This is a genomic window from Psychrobacter sp. H26, assembly GCF_059073035.1.
The window spans coordinates 1,236,966-1,258,680 of the sequence record NZ_JCACRW010000001.1; the positions used below are offsets into that span (position 1 = coordinate 1,236,966).

At 43.3% G+C, this 21,715-nt stretch carries 20 protein-coding genes; 9 read left to right on the forward strand and 11 right to left on the reverse strand.

What is annotated here, in order from left to right; all coding sequences use genetic code 11:
• Positions 1-56 precede the first annotated feature (56 nt).
• The 5 genes from AC5JPT_RS05035 to AC5JPT_RS05055 form a co-directional block, all read right to left on the reverse strand.
• Positions 57-734: a TIGR04282 family arsenosugar biosynthesis glycosyltransferase gene (locus AC5JPT_RS05035; RefSeq protein ID WP_493857336.1), complete on the reverse strand. Its 678-nt coding sequence runs from the start codon at positions 732-734 to the stop codon at positions 57-59.
• A gap of 106 nt (positions 735-840) precedes the next feature.
• Positions 841-1,572 (reverse strand): TIGR04283 family arsenosugar biosynthesis glycosyltransferase, encoded by a 732-nt coding sequence (locus AC5JPT_RS05040; protein ID WP_493857337.1) that lies wholly within the window; start codon positions 1,570-1,572, stop codon positions 841-843.
• Positions 1,573-1,611: 39 nt separating this feature from the next.
• A complete protein-coding gene (locus tag AC5JPT_RS05045) occupies positions 1,612-2,433 on the reverse strand; it encodes a DUF547 domain-containing protein (protein ID WP_493857338.1) in 822 nt (273 codons plus the stop codon).
• 210 nt (positions 2,434-2,643) lie between these two features.
• Positions 2,644-3,639: an arsenosugar biosynthesis radical SAM (seleno)protein ArsS gene (gene arsS, locus AC5JPT_RS05050; protein WP_493857339.1), complete on the reverse strand. Its 996-nt coding sequence runs from the start codon at positions 3,637-3,639 to the stop codon at positions 2,644-2,646.
• Positions 3,640-3,860: 221 nt separating this feature from the next.
• Positions 3,861-5,015 (reverse strand): FAD-dependent oxidoreductase, encoded by a 1,155-nt coding sequence (locus AC5JPT_RS05055; RefSeq protein ID WP_493857340.1) that lies wholly within the window; start codon positions 5,013-5,015, stop codon positions 3,861-3,863.
• A gap of 554 nt (positions 5,016-5,569) precedes the next feature.
• Here AC5JPT_RS05055 and AC5JPT_RS05060 point away from each other — a divergent pair.
• The 6 genes from AC5JPT_RS05060 (at position 5,570) to AC5JPT_RS05085 (ending at position 11,278) form a co-directional block, all read left to right on the forward strand.
• Complete coding sequence (locus AC5JPT_RS05060) at positions 5,570-6,526, forward strand: alpha/beta fold hydrolase (RefSeq protein WP_493857341.1); 957 nt, start codon at positions 5,570-5,572, stop codon at positions 6,524-6,526.
• A 263-nt stretch (positions 6,527-6,789) separates the two neighbouring features.
• Positions 6,790-7,611 (forward strand): 2,3,4,5-tetrahydropyridine-2,6-dicarboxylate N-succinyltransferase, encoded by an 822-nt coding sequence (dapD, locus tag AC5JPT_RS05065; protein WP_319050581.1) that lies wholly within the window; start codon positions 6,790-6,792, stop codon positions 7,609-7,611.
• A gap of 235 nt (positions 7,612-7,846) precedes the next feature.
• Entirely contained in the window at positions 7,847-8,578 is a 732-nt protein-coding gene (gene queE, locus AC5JPT_RS05070; RefSeq protein ID WP_493857342.1) for a 7-carboxy-7-deazaguanine synthase QueE, read from the forward strand.
• A 69-nt stretch (positions 8,579-8,647) separates the two neighbouring features.
• Positions 8,648-9,748 carry a multidrug resistance efflux transporter family protein gene (locus AC5JPT_RS05075; protein ID WP_493857343.1) on the forward strand — a complete coding sequence of 367 codons (1,101 nt, stop codon included), beginning with the start codon at positions 8,648-8,650 and terminating at the stop codon, positions 9,746-9,748.
• 105 nt (positions 9,749-9,853) lie between these two features.
• Positions 9,854-10,489 carry a trimeric intracellular cation channel family protein gene (locus AC5JPT_RS05080; protein WP_319050584.1) on the forward strand — a complete coding sequence of 212 codons (636 nt, stop codon included), beginning with the start codon at positions 9,854-9,856 and terminating at the stop codon, positions 10,487-10,489.
• Positions 10,490-10,612: 123 nt separating this feature from the next.
• Positions 10,613-11,278 (forward strand): trimeric intracellular cation channel family protein, encoded by a 666-nt coding sequence (locus tag AC5JPT_RS05085; RefSeq protein WP_319050585.1) that lies wholly within the window; start codon positions 10,613-10,615, stop codon positions 11,276-11,278.
• 68 nt (positions 11,279-11,346) lie between these two features.
• Here the strand turns inward: AC5JPT_RS05085 and recJ are convergent, their stop codons facing one another.
• The gene (gene recJ / locus AC5JPT_RS05090) at positions 11,347-13,215 is read right to left on the reverse strand and encodes a single-stranded-DNA-specific exonuclease RecJ (RefSeq protein WP_493857344.1); all 1,869 of its coding nucleotides are present in this window, start codon (positions 13,213-13,215) and stop codon (positions 11,347-11,349) included.
• Between the two features lie 339 nt (positions 13,216-13,554).
• On the opposite strand from recJ, the gene AC5JPT_RS05095 reads away from it, so the two are divergent.
• Together AC5JPT_RS05095 and AC5JPT_RS05100 are read left to right on the forward strand one after the other, a co-directional pair.
• Positions 13,555-14,070: a hypothetical protein gene (locus tag AC5JPT_RS05095; protein ID WP_319050587.1), complete on the forward strand. Its 516-nt coding sequence runs from the start codon at positions 13,555-13,557 to the stop codon at positions 14,068-14,070.
• Positions 14,071-14,239: 169 nt separating this feature from the next.
• Positions 14,240-14,629 (forward strand): hypothetical protein, encoded by a 390-nt coding sequence (locus tag AC5JPT_RS05100; RefSeq protein WP_493857345.1) that lies wholly within the window; start codon positions 14,240-14,242, stop codon positions 14,627-14,629.
• Between the two features lie 89 nt (positions 14,630-14,718).
• Here the strand turns inward: AC5JPT_RS05100 and AC5JPT_RS05105 are convergent, their stop codons facing one another.
• The 3 genes from AC5JPT_RS05105 to uvrB form a co-directional block, all read right to left on the reverse strand.
• Positions 14,719-15,096, reverse strand: a complete 378-nt coding sequence (locus tag AC5JPT_RS05105; RefSeq protein WP_319050589.1) for a hypothetical protein — start codon at positions 15,094-15,096, stop codon at positions 14,719-14,721.
• Between the two features lie 288 nt (positions 15,097-15,384).
• A complete protein-coding gene (locus tag AC5JPT_RS05110) occupies positions 15,385-16,437 on the reverse strand; it encodes a pyridoxal phosphate-dependent aminotransferase (RefSeq protein WP_493857346.1) in 1,053 nt (350 codons plus the stop codon).
• Positions 16,438-16,666: 229 nt separating this feature from the next.
• Positions 16,667-18,778, reverse strand: coding sequence for an excinuclease ABC subunit UvrB (uvrB, locus tag AC5JPT_RS05115; protein WP_319050591.1), 2,112 nt, complete (start codon positions 18,776-18,778; stop codon positions 16,667-16,669).
• A 444-nt stretch (positions 18,779-19,222) separates the two neighbouring features.
• Here uvrB and dps point away from each other — a divergent pair, with 444 nt between their 5' ends.
• Positions 19,223-19,705 (forward strand): DNA starvation/stationary phase protection protein Dps, encoded by a 483-nt coding sequence (dps, locus tag AC5JPT_RS05120; protein ID WP_319050592.1) that lies wholly within the window; start codon positions 19,223-19,225, stop codon positions 19,703-19,705.
• A gap of 143 nt (positions 19,706-19,848) precedes the next feature.
• On the opposite strand, the gene AC5JPT_RS05125 is transcribed toward dps, so the two are convergent.
• Together AC5JPT_RS05125 and AC5JPT_RS05130 are read right to left on the reverse strand one after the other, a co-directional pair.
• A complete protein-coding gene (locus AC5JPT_RS05125) occupies positions 19,849-20,406 on the reverse strand; it encodes a DUF2059 domain-containing protein (protein ID WP_493857347.1) in 558 nt (185 codons plus the stop codon).
• A gap of 30 nt (positions 20,407-20,436) precedes the next feature.
• A complete protein-coding gene (locus AC5JPT_RS05130) occupies positions 20,437-21,531 on the reverse strand; it encodes a cation diffusion facilitator family transporter (RefSeq protein WP_493857348.1) in 1,095 nt (364 codons plus the stop codon).
• Positions 21,532-21,715: the final 184 nt, after the last annotated feature.

Genomic DNA, 21,715 nt, shown 5'->3' on the forward strand with positions numbered 1-21,715 from the left:
GTAGTAAGATCCAATTAAAAGTTAAGTGAATAACGGTAGAAAATCATATTTTATTTTTAGATTTTGTTGAGCGTATTGCACCAACCTGACGGTAAATTCTGTAAGTCTTCAGGCTCATCGATATCATGCAACGCTGGCAATAGCGCCAGTGTCCACCCTAATGCTGCGATACGTTGCTTGGTGACGTCAGCGACGCTCGCCGTACTCCAGCTGATGTCTGAAAAAAGGCTGCTATCAATCTGCTTGAACCCAAGCAACACATAACCTCCATCGGTTGCAGGAATCATCACCGTGTCATATTTCTCCAGCTGCTGTACGGCAGTCTGTATACGCTCTGCCGTGAGACTAGGACAGTCTGTCCCAATTAAGACAACTTTTTTATATTTTTCTAATACGTTCTGACTGGCTGTCAACATACGCATGCCCAAATCGCCCTCTGCCTGAGCAGACCATTGCATTGACTCGGGTAAGTCAAACGCTTGCCAGCAAGGGTTGTCTGGCGCGGGACTCACGCATAACTCGACCGCAAAGTCGGTAGCAACCGCTTGCTCTATACTATGTAGTAGCAGATTTTTTGCCATATGTGCAGCGCCATCAACACCTAATGCAGGCTGTAGACGAGTCTTTGCCATATTTGGTGCAGGATATTTAGCAAATAGAATAATGCCTATTTTTTGCTGGCGTGCTTGCGAGTCAGTTCTCGCGGTGTGAACAGTGCGAGGGCTTGAGTGCATCAGTAAAAGTCCCTTTCTTTTCTTGTCTACAATATCGATAAATTAAGTTGTTTTCTTTCGATTTAAATACTTATCGCAACCTCGATGTTGAATGCTTATCGCCATATTATCTGTGCTGCTTGTAATAGCGCTGTTTCAAAACATCAGGCGATACGCCGCGCCAGTAATCAAAACGCAAATGCCACATCAAAACAACCGTACGAACATTTCCATGTTGCTGCCAGCGCCGCGCTGATGTCGTCACTTTACTCTTTAGGCAAGCAGGTCTACTGATATTTTTTAGGCGCTTACATAGCTCAATATCTTCCATTAACGGCTGATCAACGTAACCTCCGAATTGTTCAAACACGGATCTTTTGACAAAGATGGCTTGATCACCTGTTGCAACACTGACCAAACGTGAGCGCTTATTAATCATTGCACCAACGACTTTAAGAAGCGGATGAGTGCTGTCCAAGCGCACATCAAAACGCCCCCATTTATGCTGACGCATTGCTATCTCTACCTTATCTATCGCGTCAGTCGGTAGCTGAGTATCTGCATGCAAAAACAGCAATACCTCACCCGTCGCTTGCCCAGCACCAGCATTCATTTGCCGCGCGCGTCCAGCGATAGACTCAATAACAAGCCAGTCAGTCAATGAGTGCGTCCTACTTGACACATCTTTTAGCAACTCTCTAGCGATAGAGACTGAACCATCATTTGAGCCACCATCGACTAGGATAACTTGCTGCGGAACCGGCCTAAGTCTACTGATATGACCAATAAGCTGCGGCAAGTTATCCGCTTCATTTAACAATGGAACAATGATAGAGAGGTTCAATGTATGTACCGTCATAGTAGGCAACTGCTAACCAATATCAATTGGAGCCTCGTCTTATTTTTTGTTCAGATTCCAATCATAATCAGTGTAGCTGATTTTTATCTTGCCCTGCTTTAGATCTGCTGTTTGCGCTTTGTTCAGCCCTAGAGATGAGCCATAACGACCCAAAAACCCTTCTAGATCATTGGTGCCACGCCAATTGGTAGCAAAGTCTTCTTTATACCATTTAAAAATCGGCGACACGCTTAGCGTACTTCCCTTTAGGCGGTTACGGCTACTGTCTGCCAAAAACTTAGAAGTTGCCTGCTCTAATTGACTGTTTAGACGTTTACCAGTAAAAGCATCATCTTGCAGTGCAGGACAGCCAATGCTGGCACAGTTGACCGCAAAATGAATACGCGGATCGTTGTAACGCTTGGAGCCACGAATGAGATTGTGCTCGATATCATCAAGCGAGCGTGTCTTACCTAATAGCGGAATAAAATCCTGTTTCCACGGCGAACCAAACAGACCACCGATATCTTTGATGGATTTAATATTCGGATATTTCGTCAATACCAAGTCGACCGTACCAGCATTATAGACATTGATCAAAAATGCCAACTGCTCGTTTTTGCTCCATCGATTAAACTCTGCTTGAGACACTTTACTCGTCGCCTCAAGGTAACTTGTCAGCTTACTCTTATCCGCCTTCATACCAGCATAATTGACCACAGAGGCTTTGCCACCATTGGTCATGGTCACATGTTTGTTTAATAAACTGTCCCAGCTTTGATGGTTAAAGTCAGCATAAGCGGCTGCACTTGATGATAAGATCGCGACCGCAAGGACTGGTTGCACGATTACCGTTTTCGCTGAAAAATTTAATCTTGACATAAAGCTAACTCCATTTGAGTCGATGATATTCTTTGTATAATTCTTTCGATGTGCTTTTTACAATTGTGTATATAAACGACAGACAGTATTGACTGCCAATAAGATCTTACTGCACGTAGATATTTACGGTACATAAGTGCTTATTACAGATAGGTGCTTATCTTTGCTAATCACTTCTGACCAGTTGTCATCTATTATGGGTATAGAATACTAAACAGCGGTATCTACTATCGTTTGATCTGTAATCTCTTCCTCTAGCGCACCGCCGCAACTACTGCCCTGTCCTGCTGTACAGCCGTAGCAATGATCAGCAATGGCAATGGCATCTCCAGAGGGGTCTTGAGTCAATAGATCACGTAGGTGCCGACGCGATTTATTGGGTACAGGAATCTCTAGTTGTTGATTGAAATCACAGTCAAACAATTCACCAAGCCAGTTGACACTGATGGTCGAGCGACACATCACCTCGGCTAAGTTGTCTGCCACGTAGTTTTCTTTGAGCAAGTCCATATAGGGATGAAATTCATTTTTGGCCAGTAGTACTGCACCAAAGCGCTGGATAGGCATATTGGTCAATGCAAACAGATGATTGAACTCGATATCGAAGTGCTCTTTTAGCTCACGCTTATAATCCGCTTCAAGCTGTTGCTGATTGGGCGGCAGCGTAGCACCTTGCGGATTATAGACCAGATTCAACGTTAGGTTTGAATCGGACTTACCGTAGCCTAACTGGTTGAGCTTTTGTAGCCCCAATATACTGTCGTCAAACGCACCCTTACCGCGCTGCTTATCTACGTTTTCTAGGGAGTAGCACGGCAGAGATGCGACTACCTCCACTTGATTGTCTGCTAAGAACTGCGCCATATCCTCATAGCCATCCTCCATGAGAATAGTCAGATTACAGCGATCTATCACTTTAACACCCAATGCACGAGCTGCTTTTACCAGATACTTAAAATCTTCATGCATCTCAGGCGCACCGCCCGTCAAATCAAGCGTATCTATATTTTGTGCTTGTAGCACCTTGGGTATCAACTCAACCAACTCACGCGACATCATTTCTGTACGATAAGGGCTGGCTGCCACATGGCAGTGCACGCAGGACATATTGCATAAATAGCCCATGTTGACTTGTAGTATTGTCAGTTCACGGCGTTTGATAGCTGGAAAGTCAGTATGCTCAAGTAATTCGATAGTCGATTTCATAATGGTATAAAACCCTGTTAGTCACACAACTAAAAAATAATAGCGCAAAGTCAAAAAAGCTTTAGACAAATACAAGTTACTGCTTTCGCTTACTATTTAAAAAATAGCACCTTGTATACTTCCCCGTTACTTTACGGTTTACCTAACCAATCATACCTCATTGTGAATCAATATTGACAACCAATATTATGGATATTATCTTTTATTCCAAATGAGCATGACTACGAATAGGATTTTACAAAGCGCTTATCAATATACCGTTTGAGATACCATAGCCCGCGACCTTGTAAGCTCCAGTCTCCCCAACTGGCAATGGCGTATTTGTCACCGCAAGACAATAGATACAACGTGCGTGCTTTTGGTTGATACTCTTGCATAGACTCGCCTTTTAGATATGCAAATAAATTATCAGCTTCTACCGCCCCGCCATGTACCGCATGAACACCTGAATGCGTCACCTCTTTATCTACGCGCGTGGCGACATCACCAACTGCAAACACATTGGGATGAGAGATGCTTTGTTGCAGATTATTAACTGCGACAAAGCCTCTATCTACTGTCTGAAGATCCGTGTTAGTCGTCCATGCAGCACCCACTACGCCAGTTGCAGCGATCACAGCATTCATCGGCAACGAGTCATGTGTCGTCGATAGGCAACCATTACGATAGTCAATCGCTCGCTCACGGACTATCTTAATACCGTGGCGCTGCAGCTGCTTAATAACGCGCTCTTGAAACCGTGTATTGAACCCTGACAGCAGCTGCTTACCGCACACCAAGGTCACTTGATGGTTATTGTTGATATGCTGTAGCGCGACTTGAGCGGCCATAACCAACTCGGTCGCGGCAGCCCCTGCGCCAACGATAGCCAGTTGATAGTTATCAGACTGCTGAGCATCCGCCAATATCTGCTGCCAGTGTGTGATGAATGCTGACAATGGACGAATAGCAATCACGCCTGCTGACGACTCTAACCACCTGATATCCGTATCTGCACCCGTGTTGAGTGACAGCACATCATAGTCGAGCGCTAACGCCTTATCATCAGCTAACGTCTCGTCACCAGTCGACATATCATTACCATCAGTCACTACAGTATTTGATGCGGCATGGACCTGAGTAATTGCCTGCTGAATAAATCGTACACCCGCACGCGCGCACAGTGATTTTGTATCGATACTGATGTCATCAAGTTGGTAATGTCCTGCCATCCAACCAGGTAGCATCCCAGAGTATATGGTCTGCGTCTGCTCACTAACCAAACAAATATCAATATCGCTCGTGTCTAGAGATGCGTCACTAATTTGGCGCAGCATACCAATATGAGCGTGACCCGCCCCTGCTAATAAGAGTTTCTTTATCGGTGAAGGTTTCATAGGCAACTTATCAAGGCTGACGGTGTGTTTAAGGGGTGTCTTAATAGACGACTTTAGGGCATATGGTTATTAGATATTTTCTAAAAGTAACATATAATTGAGAGTCTTCTGTTACGGGCAGACAGTAAGAGCGTAAACGGCTTAAAAAGCTCAACGTCTTTTAACAATATTGACCACACTTAGCTTTGTCGTTAAATTGTCCATGGCGTTTGTCCGGCTAACCATGAATTTTGTAAGCATACTGCTCGAAATAATATAAAATTATTTACCTACGCTGATGACAAAACACTTAGTATAGTGAGTCATAATAGAAGCCACGTGATAGAGTGATTTTTTAGAATGCTATTTTTCAAGTTTTCAAGTAGCTATTTTTGAGACATTATTTTGGAGCATTATTTTAAGATTTTTTCTTTAAAACATAGCTCTTTAAGATCTAACTCTTTGTGACCCTGCTTTGTAAGATACTGCTCTGTGAGATATTGCCCAATGCATTGTCACTCTCAAAACATATCAACAAAAAGTACAGACAATCAAAACCTGTCAAGGAACCTTATATGAGTACCCCTCTCGATACCAATAATCACCACATTCTCTCATCCGATAACACCCATTATTTACATCATGACTTCTTTGAACCTCGTGACAAAGGCATCGATATTCGCGCAACGTTACTGATCGTGCATGGAATGGCAGAGCATGGTGGTCGTTATGCAGATTTTGCGCAGTTTTTGGCGGACAATGGTATTGCGGTAGCAACCTATGATCACTTGGGTCATGGGCAAACTATCAAAACCGACGCGGATTTAGGTTTTTTTGGTGAAGAGCATCCCGTGCAGTCGCTATTAAAAGACGTAATTGTGATGGCAGACAACCTAAAAGCCCGCCATCCCGATGTGCCGCATTTTGTTATGGGTCATTCTATGGGCTCTTTTATCGTGCGCAACGTGCTCAAACATCACGCACATAACTTTACTGGGGCGATACTAATGGGCTCGGCAGACGCCAACCCACTGACCAAAGTTTTGCTTCCTATCAATAAGATATTAGCAAAAATAGCACCAAGACAGCCCAATACAGTGCTGGCAAATACCATGAATAAGATACTCAATAGCCAACTGAAAGATCGTACTGCATCATCGAAGTTTGCGTGGTTGAGTGAAAACACGGCTAACATTGAGGCCTATGAAGCCGACCCAAAAACAGGTTTTGACTTTACTAATAATGGCTTTATGACCCTATTTACCCTAATGGATACAGGACTAAATAAAGGCTGGGCAACCACCATCGCCAAGAATTTTCCAATGCTGTTTATTAGCGGTGAGGATGACCCTATTGGTAATATGGGACGCGGTATCCGCAAAGTTGTTGGCCGATTACACAAGCAAAAATTCAATCGTGTTGATATTCAGCTGTATCCCACTATGCGCCATGAAGTGCTACACGAAACAGACCACCAGACTGTTTATCAAGATATTTTAGCGTGGATAGACAACACCACGCCAGATGCTTAACAGTGGTAGCTGATTCTTTTTTACAGCATGTTTCAGGGATTTTATCGTCCGTACTTTCATCACGAGACACTGAACTTATTTGCTAAACGCTGCCAAATTAGCGACAATACGGCAAGTAAGTTTTTGACCCAGTGAATCCTATAAATAAGCCACACCTCAAAATCAATTATATTGTGAGGTATGGCCTATTTGAGATCGGGTCAAACCCGTTATATCACTATAATACTGAGTTACCTCCCCTTTCACTTATCTTAGGAATTTTTATGTCGTTACAACAAACTATCGAACAGGCTTTTGAAAATCGCAATGAGTATAGCCCAAGCACTATGCCACAAGACGTACGTGATGCTATCAGTCAAGTGCTTGAGCAGTTAGATAACGGTAGCCTACGCGTCGCAGAAAAGAAAGATGGCGAATGGGTCGTCAACCAATGGGCAAAAAAAGCCGTACTACTATCATTCCGCATGAACGACAACTATGTCCAGGCAGCAGGCGAGCATGTGCAGTTTTATGACAAAGTACCAACTAAGTTTGCTGACTGGACTGAAGCACAGTTCAAAGAAGCAGGCGTACGTGTGGTACCGCCAGCAGTTGCCCGTAAAGGCTCATATATCGCAGCAGGTGCAGTATTGATGCCATCATACGTCAACATTGGTGCCTATGTTGATCAAGGCGCTATGGTTGATACCTGGGCAACCGTTGGTTCATGTGCCCAAATCGGTAAAAACGTCCATCTATCAGGTGGCGTTGGTATCGGCGGCGTATTAGAGCCATTACAAGCCAACCCTACTATCATCGAAGACAACTGCTTCATCGGTGCACGCTCTGAGATCGTTGAAGGCGTGATCGTCGAAGAAGGCGCTGTTATCTCTATGGGTGTCTACATCGGTCAATCTACACGCATCTATGATCGCGAAACTGGTGAGATTCATCGTGGCCGTGTACCAGCAGGTTCTGTTGTCGTACCGGGTAGCTTGCCTTCAGAAGACGGCACGCACAGCTTGTACGCTGCAATCATCGTAAAAAAAGTCGATGCACAAACTCGTGCAAAAACATCAGTAAATGAGCTATTACGTTTAGCCTAGTATTTTTCATACTTATATTCTCGTACCCGAACGGTACAGACAGTAATAAATCTTCTTTATCAAAGACGCTGAAGCAAACTTCAGCGTCTTTTTTGCACCTTAATAGATACTGTTGCGTTATAATCCATTTTTTGGCTTTGTCCAAACAAAATCATCTATAACAAAACCTGCCTTTTTTACTACGATTGACAACGGCTTAATCGCTTTGTCAGCCTTTAACTGTATTTGACATATTATGAGTGAATCACTATTACGCAACGCCGCTATTCCTGTTACTGATCCTGAAGCCGGACTGCGTCTGACCGAGATTTTTTATTCTTTACAAGGTGAAGCAATAACATCAGGCTTACCGACGATATTTGTCCGTCTCACAGGCTGTCCGCTGCGCTGCGTTTATTGTGATACTGAATATGCTTTTACTGGTGGCGAACGTCAGTCTTTAGAGACGATTGTAGAAACCATCAAAAGCTATCCATGTAAGCGCATCTGCCTGACAGGCGGTGAACCATTAGCGCAGCCGAATGCTATCGAGCTGATGAAACGCTTGCTGAGCGATGGTTACGAGATATCTCTTGAGACAGCAGGTGCCCTCACCGTAGAGAATGTGCCGCCAGCAATTAGTAAAGTCATGGATCTCAAAACGCCTAGCTCAGGCGAAGTCGACAAAAACCTATGGTCAAACCTCGACTACCTCACCGAACATGACCAAATCAAATTTGTCATCATGAATCGTAAAGATTACGACTGGGCCAAAGAAAAATTAATAGAGCATAAGCTAGATGAGCTGGTCGGAACCGTTTGGTTTTCGCCAATGTTCAACGTTGCAGATGATATTGATGAGCAGCTTAGCCCTGAAGTACCTGTATTGGCACGGGAGCTTGCTGAGTGGATGTTGGCAGATGCCCTGCCTGTGCGCTTTCAGTTGCAACTACACAAGATTATCTGGGCGGACGCCAAAGGCAAATAGCATAACCACAGATGACATATCGTCTGCCTAAAACCAGATACAAACCGCAAGCATTTTCAAGGAGGAAATATGATAAGACTGATCTTACTGGGGCTACTATCAGGTGCGTTTTTTAGCTCAACGTTTGTGTTAAATGAGCTGATGAGCGCGGCTGGTGGGCATTGGTTTTGGTCAGCGAGCTTGCGCTACGTATTTATGTTGCTGCTACTGACGGCAATGATTGCTGTTCAGCACGGTATGGGACGCATCAAAGAGCTTTGGACGATTTTCTGTCAGCATATAGGCTTTTGGTGCATCACTGGCAGTATTGGTTTTGGTTTGTTTTATACCGGTATTTGCTATGCAGGTGATCATGCTAGCGGCTGGGTTGTCGCGGCAACCTTTATGTTTACGGTCGTCACCAGCTTGCTCGTCTTATTGGCATTTGGGCAGCGCTTTGACAAAAAATTCATCGTCTATGCGCTGATTGTCTTCGTTGGCGTCGTGCTGGTCAATATCAGTGAGGGTCTACACGCGCCTGCTGATACCAATGCTATTCCACTGACCCAAATGCTGCTATATGGTGCACTACCGGCGCTAATCGCTGCATTTAGCTACCCTATTGGTAATCAGTTGGTCTGGCAGGCCTCTTATAATGCCAAGCAGCATAAAATTAAAGAACAAGACAGCCAGCAACAGGCGCAGCCAATGCGTGCTGAGACCGCATTATTAGCCAGTGCTCATGATACCGCTGATACCCATAGTACTCAGCATGACACTACCGGTAGCTCCACCCTTCAGACTCTAATCGGACGCATCCCTGTTATCGATACAGACTTACTGCAGAACGCCTTTAACAAAGTATGGTTAATGACCGTAGGGAGTTTGCCATTTTGGCTTGTGTTAGGCATTATAGTCCGCCCTGAGTTGCCAGGCGGCGCGCAGGTATTCAATACGCTACTGGTTGCTTTACTATCAGGCGTGGCTGCGACCAGCCTGTTCTTATATGCACGTGAGCAAGCGGTGACCTCAAGCGAGGTAGCGGGCGTCGACTCGACTCAGGCAAGTGAAATTATCTTTGCTTTGATCGGTGGTATGATCCTGCTGGGCAACCCACTCCCATCAATCTTAGGATTGGTCGGTATTGTGCTGATTATTATCGGACTGATACTGTTTGCAAAAGATGGCTAAATGATGATCTAACAGCAAAATAGCTTTAGTTTAGGTCATCATCGTCATACCCGCTTTAACAACACATTTAATTATTTTTGATGATCAAGATTTGGCAATATAACCATGGTTAATGATTTAATTTTTCCTGATATTCTATTATATTTATTAGATATGGTAGGTATCATCGCTTGTGCGATTGCAGGAACGCTACTCGCGCAGCACAAAGGCTTTGATATTGCTGGTTGCATATTGGTCTCTATGGTCAATGCCATCGGCGGTGGAACCCTACGTGACATGGCACTAGACCGTCATCCCCTATTTTGGATGACTGATCTCAATTATGTGATTGTGATCACTGTAACGTCTCTTATCCTGCAGATATTTTTCCATCTTTATCATAAGATTGATAATGCACTGAAGCTTTTTGATGCTATTGGTTTGGCGGCGTTTAGTGTTATTGGCTTTAAGGTTGCATTGACACAAGACATGTCTCCTATTATCGCGATAATGATGGGCGTTTGGACGGCCATTATTGGCGGGATGCTACGTGATATTATCTGTAATGAGATACCCCTAGTGCTACAACGTGAAATTTATATCACTGCCAGTATCGCAGGATCTGTGACTTATTTATGTCTACAGTACTTGGGCGTAAGTGCTAGTATCAATGAGTTTATTATGCTCTTTGTGATTTTTGCCGTGCGTATGCTAGCACTTAGATATGACTGGCATCTGCCCTCTATTCGTTTGGTTGCTTAGTTATTAGCTGCTTAGTTGCTAATTACTTAGTTGCTAGCTACTGCATTTGCGATGGCAGGCTTATGGTAGTTTATTGACTAAGACAGTTCCGATGACGATCATTGAAAATAGTGAGAATGACTTATGTTGGCTATCGCACTGGATCCTGCCGTCCTAATCACTACTTTTGATCCGCGCTCTTTGATATATTTTTTTGATATGATCGGCATTGTCGCCTGTAGTGTTTCAGGAACGATTCTGGCGAAGCACAAAAACTTTGACGTCTTTGGTTGTTTGCTGGTTTCAATTGTCACCGCTATTGGCGGCGGCACGGTACGTGATGTGATTTTGGACCGTCATCCGCTATTTTGGATGGTAGATATGAGCTATCTGACGCTCATTACTATCTCGTCACTGGTGATGCAAATCTTTTTTCACCCGAACTCAAGGCGCGTCGACAAGTTTCTCAAGCTATCCGATACCATCGGTTTATCTGCATTCACATTGATAGGTATCAAGGTCGCTGATAGCATGGGCGCCAATGTACCGGTAGCACTATTATTGGGTGTGATTACCATTATTGTTGGCGGCATTATCCGCGATATGATCTGCAACGAGATTCCACTGGTGCTACAGCAAGAGATTTATATTACTGCCGCATTAACTGGTGGTATTCTCTACTTTGCGCTCAGAAACCTAGGCGTGACAGACTGGATCGTTGATATCTCTACCATGAGTACGATATTTACTTTACGTATGCTGGCTATCCGCTATGACTGGCAGTTTCCGACACTCGAATGGAAATACTAATCCGAAATCAAAAGATGGCGACTGGTATGAGTGCCCTCAAGCTTGATCGCACTCACACTATTTTAGTCTTAGCCCTGTTCTACTACCGCTAGATCTTTTATCATCAGCTGTAGGCTTTGCTTGCCATTCCATTCATTAATATCTAACTGAAACAGCAAATGTACTTTTTTGGCACGGTAATCCCAAGCATCATTGTCAAAATTAAAGCAAATTGCATCAATTGGATACTGAACGTCTGGATAGCGCAGCGACAGCTTCAGATGCTTGTCTTTTAATATTTTAAAGCTGAGCACTTCAAAGACACCATCAAACAGTGGCGGTGCAAACCCATGACCCCAAATACTGGCATCTGCGAGATGTTCAGCAAACCATAGACTAAAGTCACTCGCCTGCAAAGACCCATCAGTGAATTTTTGCTCTGCAAACACGTCGTCGTTCATTTGAGCCATTACTTCATTGAATGCGGTAACAAATGCTTCAAAGTTACGGCGTTTGAGGGTCAAGCCTGCTGCCATCGCGTGACCACCAAAATGGCTGATCAAATCCGGATATCGCTCGGCGACTTGTTCAATCGCATCACGAATATGGATGCCGGGGATAGACCGTGCCGAGCCTTTGATGGCACTGTCTGCATCCGTATGCTCAGTATCTGCTGGCGCAAAAACGATACTAGGTAGATAGTGGCTTTCTTTCAATCGACCAGCGACAATGCCAATGACACCTTGATGCCAGTCATCTTGATACAGAACGATACTACGAGCACTTGTTTTACTCGTCAGATCAGAGGTGACATCTGACCTGACTGTATCATCATGACTCTCATTCTGGTTATCGCCTATATGCTCATCAGTATTAACATCAGTCTCAATATTGACACCGCTATCATGAATATTGTCAGTGGTTAATGCCTGCACAATACTATCTGCTTGTGCCCGCATCTCGCCTTCTACATGACGACGTGTACGATTCAGCTGTTCAAGCTCTTGCGCCAGACGCTGTGCTGTGCTCCAATCTTCGGTTAATAAGCACTCAATCCCAATACGCATGTTATCCATACGTCCAGCAGCATTAATACGTGGTCCTAACACAAAACCAAAATCCTGTGCCTGAAGCTGTTTCGGGTCACGGCCTGCTTGCTCAAGTAATGCCAATATACCCATACAGCAGCGACCTTGACGAATAGCAGACAATCCATGATGTACCAAGATACGGTTATTCTTATCGAGTACGCCAACATCTGCAATGGTTCCAAGCGCAACTAAGTCCAGATACTGACTGACCTGTACTGTAGACTTGCCCGCTTGGCGGCGCAGCTTTGCCAGTCGTCCAAGGACATAAAATGCCACGCCAACCCCTACCAGTGCTTTACTAGTAAAGTCACAAGCAAGTTGATTAGGGTTTACGACGGCCTCAGCAGGTGGTGTCTCTTTAGTCGTGAGATGATGGTCAGTGATAATCACCGTAATACCATCAGCTTGGGCGCGCGCCACGCCTTCATGGCTAGAAATACCGTTATCGACTGTCACTATCAGATCTGGACGATAAGTCTCAATCCCTAGCTCAACAATCTCTGGCGTGAGTCCATAACCATACTTAAATCGATCTGGCACTAAAAAATCAACAACCGCATCCATCGCAGTCAGCGCACGCATCATCAGTGCGGTACTGGTTGCGCCATCGCAGTCAAAATCCCCAACAATGAGGATTCGCTTACGCTCATCGATAGCAGTATCTAATAGATGGACAGCGTCAGTAACACCGTGCAGCATATCAGCTGGCAACAGACCAGACAAAGCTGTCTCGAGCTCATCAGGCTCCATGATACCTCGCCCTGCATACAGTCGGGCAAGTGTGAAAGATTGGGCGGCAAGTGGTTGCAACGCAGTGGGTAGCTCGTCGATGCGAGTACCAGTATAACGGGAGGTTAAATTTAGCATGAACGTATTCTACTGGCTTTAGAGCGTGCTCACAACGACAATTTATAATGCCTCTGTATACTATTCATGGTTGCATATGCTTATCAAAATATTAGCTTCGCAAACACTTTAGATAGGTGATTGATTTGTATTTTCATCATCATGTAAAAACTGACATGTATAGGCACAGGCAGTCCTGTATTTACAAAAAGGGTGCATAGTGACAGTACTTTTCTGCATTTTGCTACAAAGCAATGATTGTATGCCGCTGATAAATACATAGAATAGTAAACAACTGAGAGACTTGCTATTTATTGAAATTTTAATTATCAATATTTTAACCATTTATAAGGACACTTTATGAAAACCACCCCAGCTGCTGAAAAACTACCGAATACAATCGATCCTAGCTTGGATCTTGATCAAGTCAAAAAAGAATGCCTAGGCATGGTAAAAAAGCGCGCCAGAGTATCTGCAGGTGTTGCTGTTATTCCTGTACCGTTTTTTGATGTGGCGGTCGATGCTGGTATGTTGACGCAATTGATTCCTGAAATCAGTGAGCGCTTTGGTTTGATTGAAGACCGTCAGTCAGCTATTAATTTAGAATCACGTGAAGTTCATTGGAGCGCTGTTAAAGACCGTACGGTAGATTTTGCTGGTCTGATGGCAACGCGTGGTATCGTTAAAAAGACAATTCAAGGGTTTGGTGGTCGTATCGCTGCAAAACAGGTTACCAAATTTATCCCATTGGGCGGTCAATTGGTTGCTGCTACTATGGGCTATACTATCTTTAAGAAGATTGCTACTGACCATATCAATGAATGCTACAAGCTAGCAAAAGACATTCAGCAAAAAGAACACGGCAAAAACGTCTAATATTAGTCAGATTTTGCAAAAAGCCAGCTGAGAGATATTCTCTTAGCTGGCTTTTTTATGCATGATTTAATTGAAAGCTGACCCCAGCTATTGGTTCATGATGTCATTGCGATGTTTTACTGATAATATGTAGCTTTAGAGACTACCCAACACCTTAAAGGATTAATTCATGAAAAAATTTTTGGCTTCAACAGTCATACTAGCCACTTTTGCGCTAGCTGGATGTACCACAACAGGTGCTACAAATAGCGGTACAGGTACAGCAATCGGCACCGCAAACGAGATTGGCATGAATGTCTTTAGAGCTGCGATCGACAACCAATGCCGTAGCCAAATTGAAAAACAAACCGCTTGGCGTGTTGCAAGCGTCGCCATGACAGAAGCACAGCAAGAATCTGTTAAAACCAACGTTTGTGGTTGTGTCAGCGAGCAAGCACCACAGCAGGTCACCATTGTTGAGTTGGGCAATGCCGCTATTGACTCTCAGTATCGTACTCAGTTGGTAGCGCAAGTAGTCGCAAAATCACTGCAGAGCTGCTATGCAAGTTTTGTTCAGTAGAATATATAAGCGTTAAAAAATAGAGAAAAAAAGGGGTGCACTATAAGTAATGCACCCCTTTTTTTCTACTCAGCTCTATACTACGCAGCCTAGAACTTGTTTTCGTCCACTGGATTTTGTGATATAGCAGCAGTAAAAGGAAGCACTTGGCTACGACGAAAGTACTTAGAAGAGCTATCAATAATTTTATCTACTTCCTTGATTAAATCATCGATTACATCATCATAGATACCATGATACAGCTCTTTCTCAAATGCTGTAAATGGGTGCTTACGCGATGCCGAACCTACTTCTGTCACCCCTTCTTTGCTATAAAAAATATCTACGCGGCCGTCACTATTTAGTACACAGTTCAATCGACCCCCTTCAAGCTCCATCTCTACCCGCTCAGGCATAAAAATATAATCATCCACGTTGATGAGCTTTTTTTCTACTTCTCTTTTAAAAAACGACTTGATATCAAACATAGTACAGTACATCCCTAACTTTATAATTATCAGATAAGTGAGCATGCCCAGTTGTATATTATTTATACGACATTTATATATGTGCTTATCGGGTCATGCATTACTGAACCATCCTATAAGATAGACAAAAGCTATTTAAGGTACAATATGTAAAACTGCGTTTGATGTTGGTAAAAACCCGCGGTCAATTTTGGTGTCGGAACATAGATGAATAGATATAAAGCAGAAAATGAAATTGCTCAGTGGCAACTTCCCTACTGCATTATCAAACTACCTTAACGAATCCAACTAAACCCAGCCTTTATCACGAAATGATTTGAGCACTTTTACAAATACTGCCATCTCATCAGGTCTGCCAAGCGTTAGCCGATTAAATCCAGTGATTGGCGCAAACTCCCGACCGACTGCGATACCATGATCTCGCATTCTATCGATGTAGGTTTGTACGTCTCCTTTTATCTCATGAAATATAAAGCTGGCTTGCGATGGCAGGTAGCATAAGCCCAGCTCATCTAACGTCTGCTCAACTAACTTACGCGATTGGTTGGCCGTATGTAGACTCAATGACAAGAACGCATCATCATCGAGAGTCGCTAACGCAGCTACAGCGCCTGACAAGTTGGTATTATCAATCGAGATAAACGCCTCTAGTTTGGCTATCATTTGCGGGCTAGCCACTGCATAGCCGATACGCATGCCAGCGAGCGCACATAGTTTTGAGAAAGTACGCACAACAACCAGATTATCCGATTGCTGCTGGCTGAGCCAGCCAATACCACTCTCAAAGCTAGAGTCTATCACATACTCCGAATAAGCTTCGTCTAATAAAAAATAGTGATCGGCTGGCGCAGACCCTACCCAATTTTTTAATACTGCAGTATTGATAATAGTCGCTGTTGGGTTATTTGGATTGCATAAATAAAATAAGCTAATACCGTCAAAGTCGTCAGCGACTTTTTGCATGTTTTGTAAGTCGAAATCGTAGTTTTCAGGGGCCAAAGGCACTTTTACCACGGGTATATCAATGGACGTTGCATATAGCTCAGCATAGGCAAAAGTTGGATGCGGCACGATGACTTGAAAGTTTTTACCTTCTATTAAGGACTTATTTTTTAGCATTTGGACAACGGTACGGATGTTCTCACTAGAGCCGCTGCCTAGTGAGATCTGGTTCTCTGCTACGCCGTTTATCTCAGCGACTTTGGTGATCAGTGCTGCACGCTGATCGTCTGGATAACGAAAGCCGATATCTAAAGAGTCGATAACAGCTTTTTTGGCAGCCGCTGACATACCCAGTGAGTTTTCATTGGAGTTAAGTTCTATCAAATGGTTAATAAGCACAGTGAATAATACGCCTAGTTTATGACCATTCCAAAAATTCAGTCTTGGATGACAAGCTTATCTATAAAGCCTGGTACAAGCTTTGGAATGCGATGTGGATAGTAAGAATGGTGCGCATATGGTAAGTGGCATTAAAACGTATTACAAGCGCCCTACTATTGAAAAAGCCATAAAAAAGGTGAGGTACTCAATAAGCACGTCACCTTTTTTTATTTATCAAACCAAACTATCAGATTAAATGTGCTTTTAACTCAAGCACTTTATCACGTGTTTTTGCTGCTTCTTCAAACTTCAAATCGCGCGACATTTGCTGCATCTGTTTCTCTAGACGTTTTATTTCTTTAGCAAGCAAATCAGGACTACGTAATATATTGATGTCGACATCTGGTAGGTTACTCTTAACAGGGATAGCCTGATTATCATTGGCATCCAAGCTTTCACCCGTATCAATCTTATCAGTAATACTGCGGCGAGCGCCTTTTGGCGTGATGTTATGCTCGACATTAAAGGCAATCTGCTTATCACGACGACGATCCGTCTCGTCTATCGCTTTTTGCATACTTGGCGTAATACGATCAGCATAAAGAATGGCTTTACCATTTAAATGACGTGCGGCACGACCAATCGTCTGAATAAGTGAACGCTCAGAACGCAAAAAACCTTCCTTATCAGCATCAAATATCGCCACTAGCGACACCTCAGGCATATCTAAGCCTTCACGTAATAGGTTGATACCGACCAACACATCATGTACGCCTGTGCGTAGCTCATGAATGATCTGCATACGTTCGACCGTATCAATATCTGAATGTAGATAAGCGACTTTTACATCGTACTCTTTAAGATAGCTGGTCAAATCCTCTGACATGCGTTTGGTCAATGTGGTAATCAAGACACGCTCGTCTTTTTCTCGGCGTTTGGTAATTTCTGATAGCACATCATCAACCTGCGTCAATACGGGACGTATTTCAATCTCAGGATCGATCAGACCAGTTGGACGGACGACCTGCTCTACTACTTGCTCACTGTGTTCAAGCTCATACAATGCTGGCGTCGCACTGACGTAAATCGTCTTAGGCTTGATACGCTCCCACTCTTCAAACTTCATCGGGCGGTTATTCATTGCACTTGGCAATCTAAAACCATAATTGACCAAGTTTTCTTTACGTGATCTATCGCCTTTATACATCGCCCCAATCTGAGAGACCGTGACATGTGATTCATCAAGGAACAATAACGCATCCTCTGGAATATAATCAAACAATGTCGGAGGCGCCTCTCCTGATGGGCGACCAGAGAGATGCTGTGAGTAGTTTTCGATACCATTGCAGTAGCCCAGCTGCTGAATCATCTCAAGATCATACTGAGTACGTTCTTTGAGACGCTGTGCTTCAATCAGCTTGTTGTTATCACGGAAGTATTCTAGCCGTGGCTCTAGTTCCTCGCGGATGGTATGACTTGCTGCCTCTAGTTTATTGCGCGGAGTCACATAGTGCGATTTTGGATAAATCGTAATACGTGGCACGCTGCGTACTGTTTTCCCTGTTAAAGGATCAAACCACGTAATCTTCTCGACTTCGTTGTCAAATAAATGCACACGTACGGCTAGCTGCTCAGACTCAGCAGGATAAATGTCAAGCAGCTCACCACGTAGTCGATACGTACCACGGCCAAAATCTAACTCGTTACGTGTGTACTGCATTTCTACCAAACGCTTGATAGTCGCCGTACGGTCTATGTTGTCGCCCACCACAACATGCAATAACATTTTTAGATAGCTCTCTGGGTCACCCAAACCGTAGATACAAGATACCGAGGCCACAATAATGGCATCACGGCGCTCTAAAAGTGCACGCGTAGCAGACAGACGCATCTGATCAATATGATCATTGATGGCACTGTCTTTTTCGATAAAAGTATCACTGGCAGCAACATAGGCTTCTGGCTGATAATAGTCGTAATAACTAACAAAGTACTCGACAGCATTGTTAGGGAAAAACGATTTAAACTCACCATATAGCTGAGCGGCCAGTGTTTTGTTGTGCGCCATGATAATGGTCGGACGCTGGGTCTCAGAGATAACCTTTGCCATGGTATAAGTCTTACCAGAGCCTGTTACACCTAACAATAGCTGCTCATCCATATCAGAGTTGATACCATTGACCAGTTTTTTTATCGCTTGCGGCTGATCGCCTGCCGGCTCAAAATCGGTAACCATCTCAAAAGCACGACTCGATATTTGCGTCCCTGACGCATTGACACCAGTGATTTCAGCTTCACCTTGGAGCTGTGTGGCCAACTGGTTTAACTGACGCGATGAACGCGGTTCAGGCATTCGCATAATTGATTTCTTCTTATTAACGTTTATAACAATATGGGGTTCAAACGGCGGATTTTAAAGGACAATAACGCCACTTATCTAGGGCTTACAAAGATTATTTCTAAATGAAGCGCAAGTATATAAAAGTGCTATTTGCTATATGTATAGCTTCAATAGTAGCGGATAAATATTGCATCGTTATAAAAAACGCACACAGCCTCTAATAAATTTACAAAGATTTTCACGGTTAACAAACCCTTTACACGACCACCTAACAAAGCCTAACACTGAGGGGTTCCATCATCAGTTTAAGCTGTTATTATCGATCATGAATTAACAAGCAAGTAGATGGCACTTGATCAAATAACGAAATTAATTTATCAAGTGTCATCAAACAAGAACTAATAAAAATACATTGGATATTTAATTCAATATAATAATTTTAAACAAATAATGGAGTACAATATGAGAGAACGTTACGCAAGTGGAATTTCGGACGAGACTGCAAAGAAAATGATTGATTTGCTAAACGCAAACCTAGCAAATGTTATTGATTTAACTCTGGATGGCAAGCAGTGCCATTGGAACCTACAAGGTACTGGGTTTATCGGTGTGCATCAGTTATTAGATGAAACATCAGATCGTATTCTTGAAGTGTCAGACACGATTGCTGAGCGCATTGTTATCCTAGGTGGTCAGCCGAATGGTCTAGCTAGTCGTGTGGCAAAAGAGTCTATCTTGGATGATTATCCAACTGATATTACTGAAGTAGATCAACACGTTCGTGAGCTAACTGGTCGTTATAAAAAAGTAGCAGAGACCTTAAGAGAAGCAATCGCTACTGCTGGTGATGCAGGTGATGAAGATACTGCTGATTTGTTTACCGAAGCAAGTCGTATTGTTGATAAAGATGCATGGTTCATTGGTGCCAACGCGCCAAAGAAATAACAATTTCATTGTTTTTGATGATTTTAGATAGATATTCCAAATTGAGAAAGGCCACCAATATTGGTGGCCTTTTTTGTGCTTTTGGTATTTTTCAACGACTAATTTATTGTATGTACAATCTTTTAATCTCATAGTGACTCGAACTACTTTTCAAGCTGGAGAGCCTTAATCTCTGCTACCATTTTCGGTACAGTGCTTTTCACTTTTTTCATAGTGGACTCCATAGCAATAGGCATCACTTTTTCCATATAATCGTTAAGCATAGCAGGTTGTTTCTCGATGATGCTTTGACCTATTTCACTACTATAGAAGGCTATCTGAGCGTCAACTTCTCTTTGGTCAAAGTGTTGTTTCGCTGTCTGCATATAGACGTTGATAATCTGCTTGTTCATATCTCCTATTTGGCTACTATTTGTCATTTCTTTACTATACTTACTAACAATCTCATCGAAACGTTGGCGTTTTTCTTGGCTTATGTTATCACTAGATATCGAAGATAGTATTGACTGCGTCACCTGTTCTGCCATACCACTGCTATTAGAAATATCGTTCGCTCGCTCTACAACCTTAGTCACTTCTGCCAATCGTACTAAAGAACTGTCCGTTGGCACAGCGGCTTGTGTGGATAGCATAGGTATGAGTATCAGTCCTACGGCACTCAATGACATAGAAAATATGGTATTTCTTGAAAAAGCTTTCATATGATTTCACTTGATTGTTGTGGATTAAGTTTATAATGAAATATCTGATAAAGTCAAAAGCTCAGCATTTGGCACCGATAGTGTCAAAATAGCTTCCTGAAATATAGGATTGGCTCGAAATAGGTTTTCAATTTCTTCGAATTTCTGCGCAATCTGCTCTTCTTTTTGGTTACCTTTGATATCTACAGCCGCAACCATAAACATTTTTTTGGGACCGACCCACTCTAGGTGTAGATATGACACACTATCGATATCTGGATGATTGAGTAGTTCGCCCAAGACGTACTCATGCATGCGTTCAGCAACTCGATGTCCTACCAAAAAGTCTCGGTTACGACTGATCAAAAAGATAGCGACCACTCCCAGTAGCAAACCTACAATGATAGAGCCTAGCGCATCCCAATAAGGCTCTCCTGTATAAGCATGCATACCCATCGCGGCAGCCGCAATCACCAAGCCAACAACAGCTGCCAAATCTTCAAAAAACACTCCGCGCAGCGTTGGGTTAGAGGTATCTACCACATAGCCAATCGCGCTGATATCTAATGCCTCTCCATGTTTTTTACTTTGTCTATAGGCCTGAATCAGTGAGAACCCTTCAAGCACAAATGCTACTGCTAGCACAATAAAAGCGACCGTATAATTGGTCTCAGACTCCGTAGTATTCCACTCTTTGATACCAGTATAGATAGAGACAATTGAACCTGCGGTAAATACACCAAACGCAGCAATCATCGACCAAACATAGGATTCTTTGCCATAGCCTAATGGATGGCTCTTATCTGCAGGTTTTATAGACTTTTTTTCTGCCACAATGAGTAATGTGCCGTTACCGGCATCTGCCCACGAATGAGCGGCTTCAGCAATCATCGAGGCGGAGCCTGTCATAAAAGCGGCAACTGATTTTGCAATTGCGATAATAAGATTGGCACCAACCGCTATCAATACCGTGACGAGTGAGCTTGAGTGTTCACTATCAGTTTCGGAATGGTTGTTGGTATTAGAGTTTAGGCTGGTATCATCTGATACTTTTGGATGACTGGCACCGCGAGCACGAGAGGGCTGTGCTTTAGGAGAGGATGATAGATGACGCTGGGGATTAGCGATAGATGGTTTTAGGCTCATGCTGGACTCACTAAAGAACAGGTTGATACTGAACGTATTTACTATAGATGAATAAATTGGAATACACATCAGCTTAAAGTAAGCGCGCTACAATATCAGTGTCTTTTTAGTGAGTCGTTACACAGGGTAATGATGGCTGAATATTCAGAATTGAAAAGCTATTCGTTCTGTTTAGTTTCTTGTT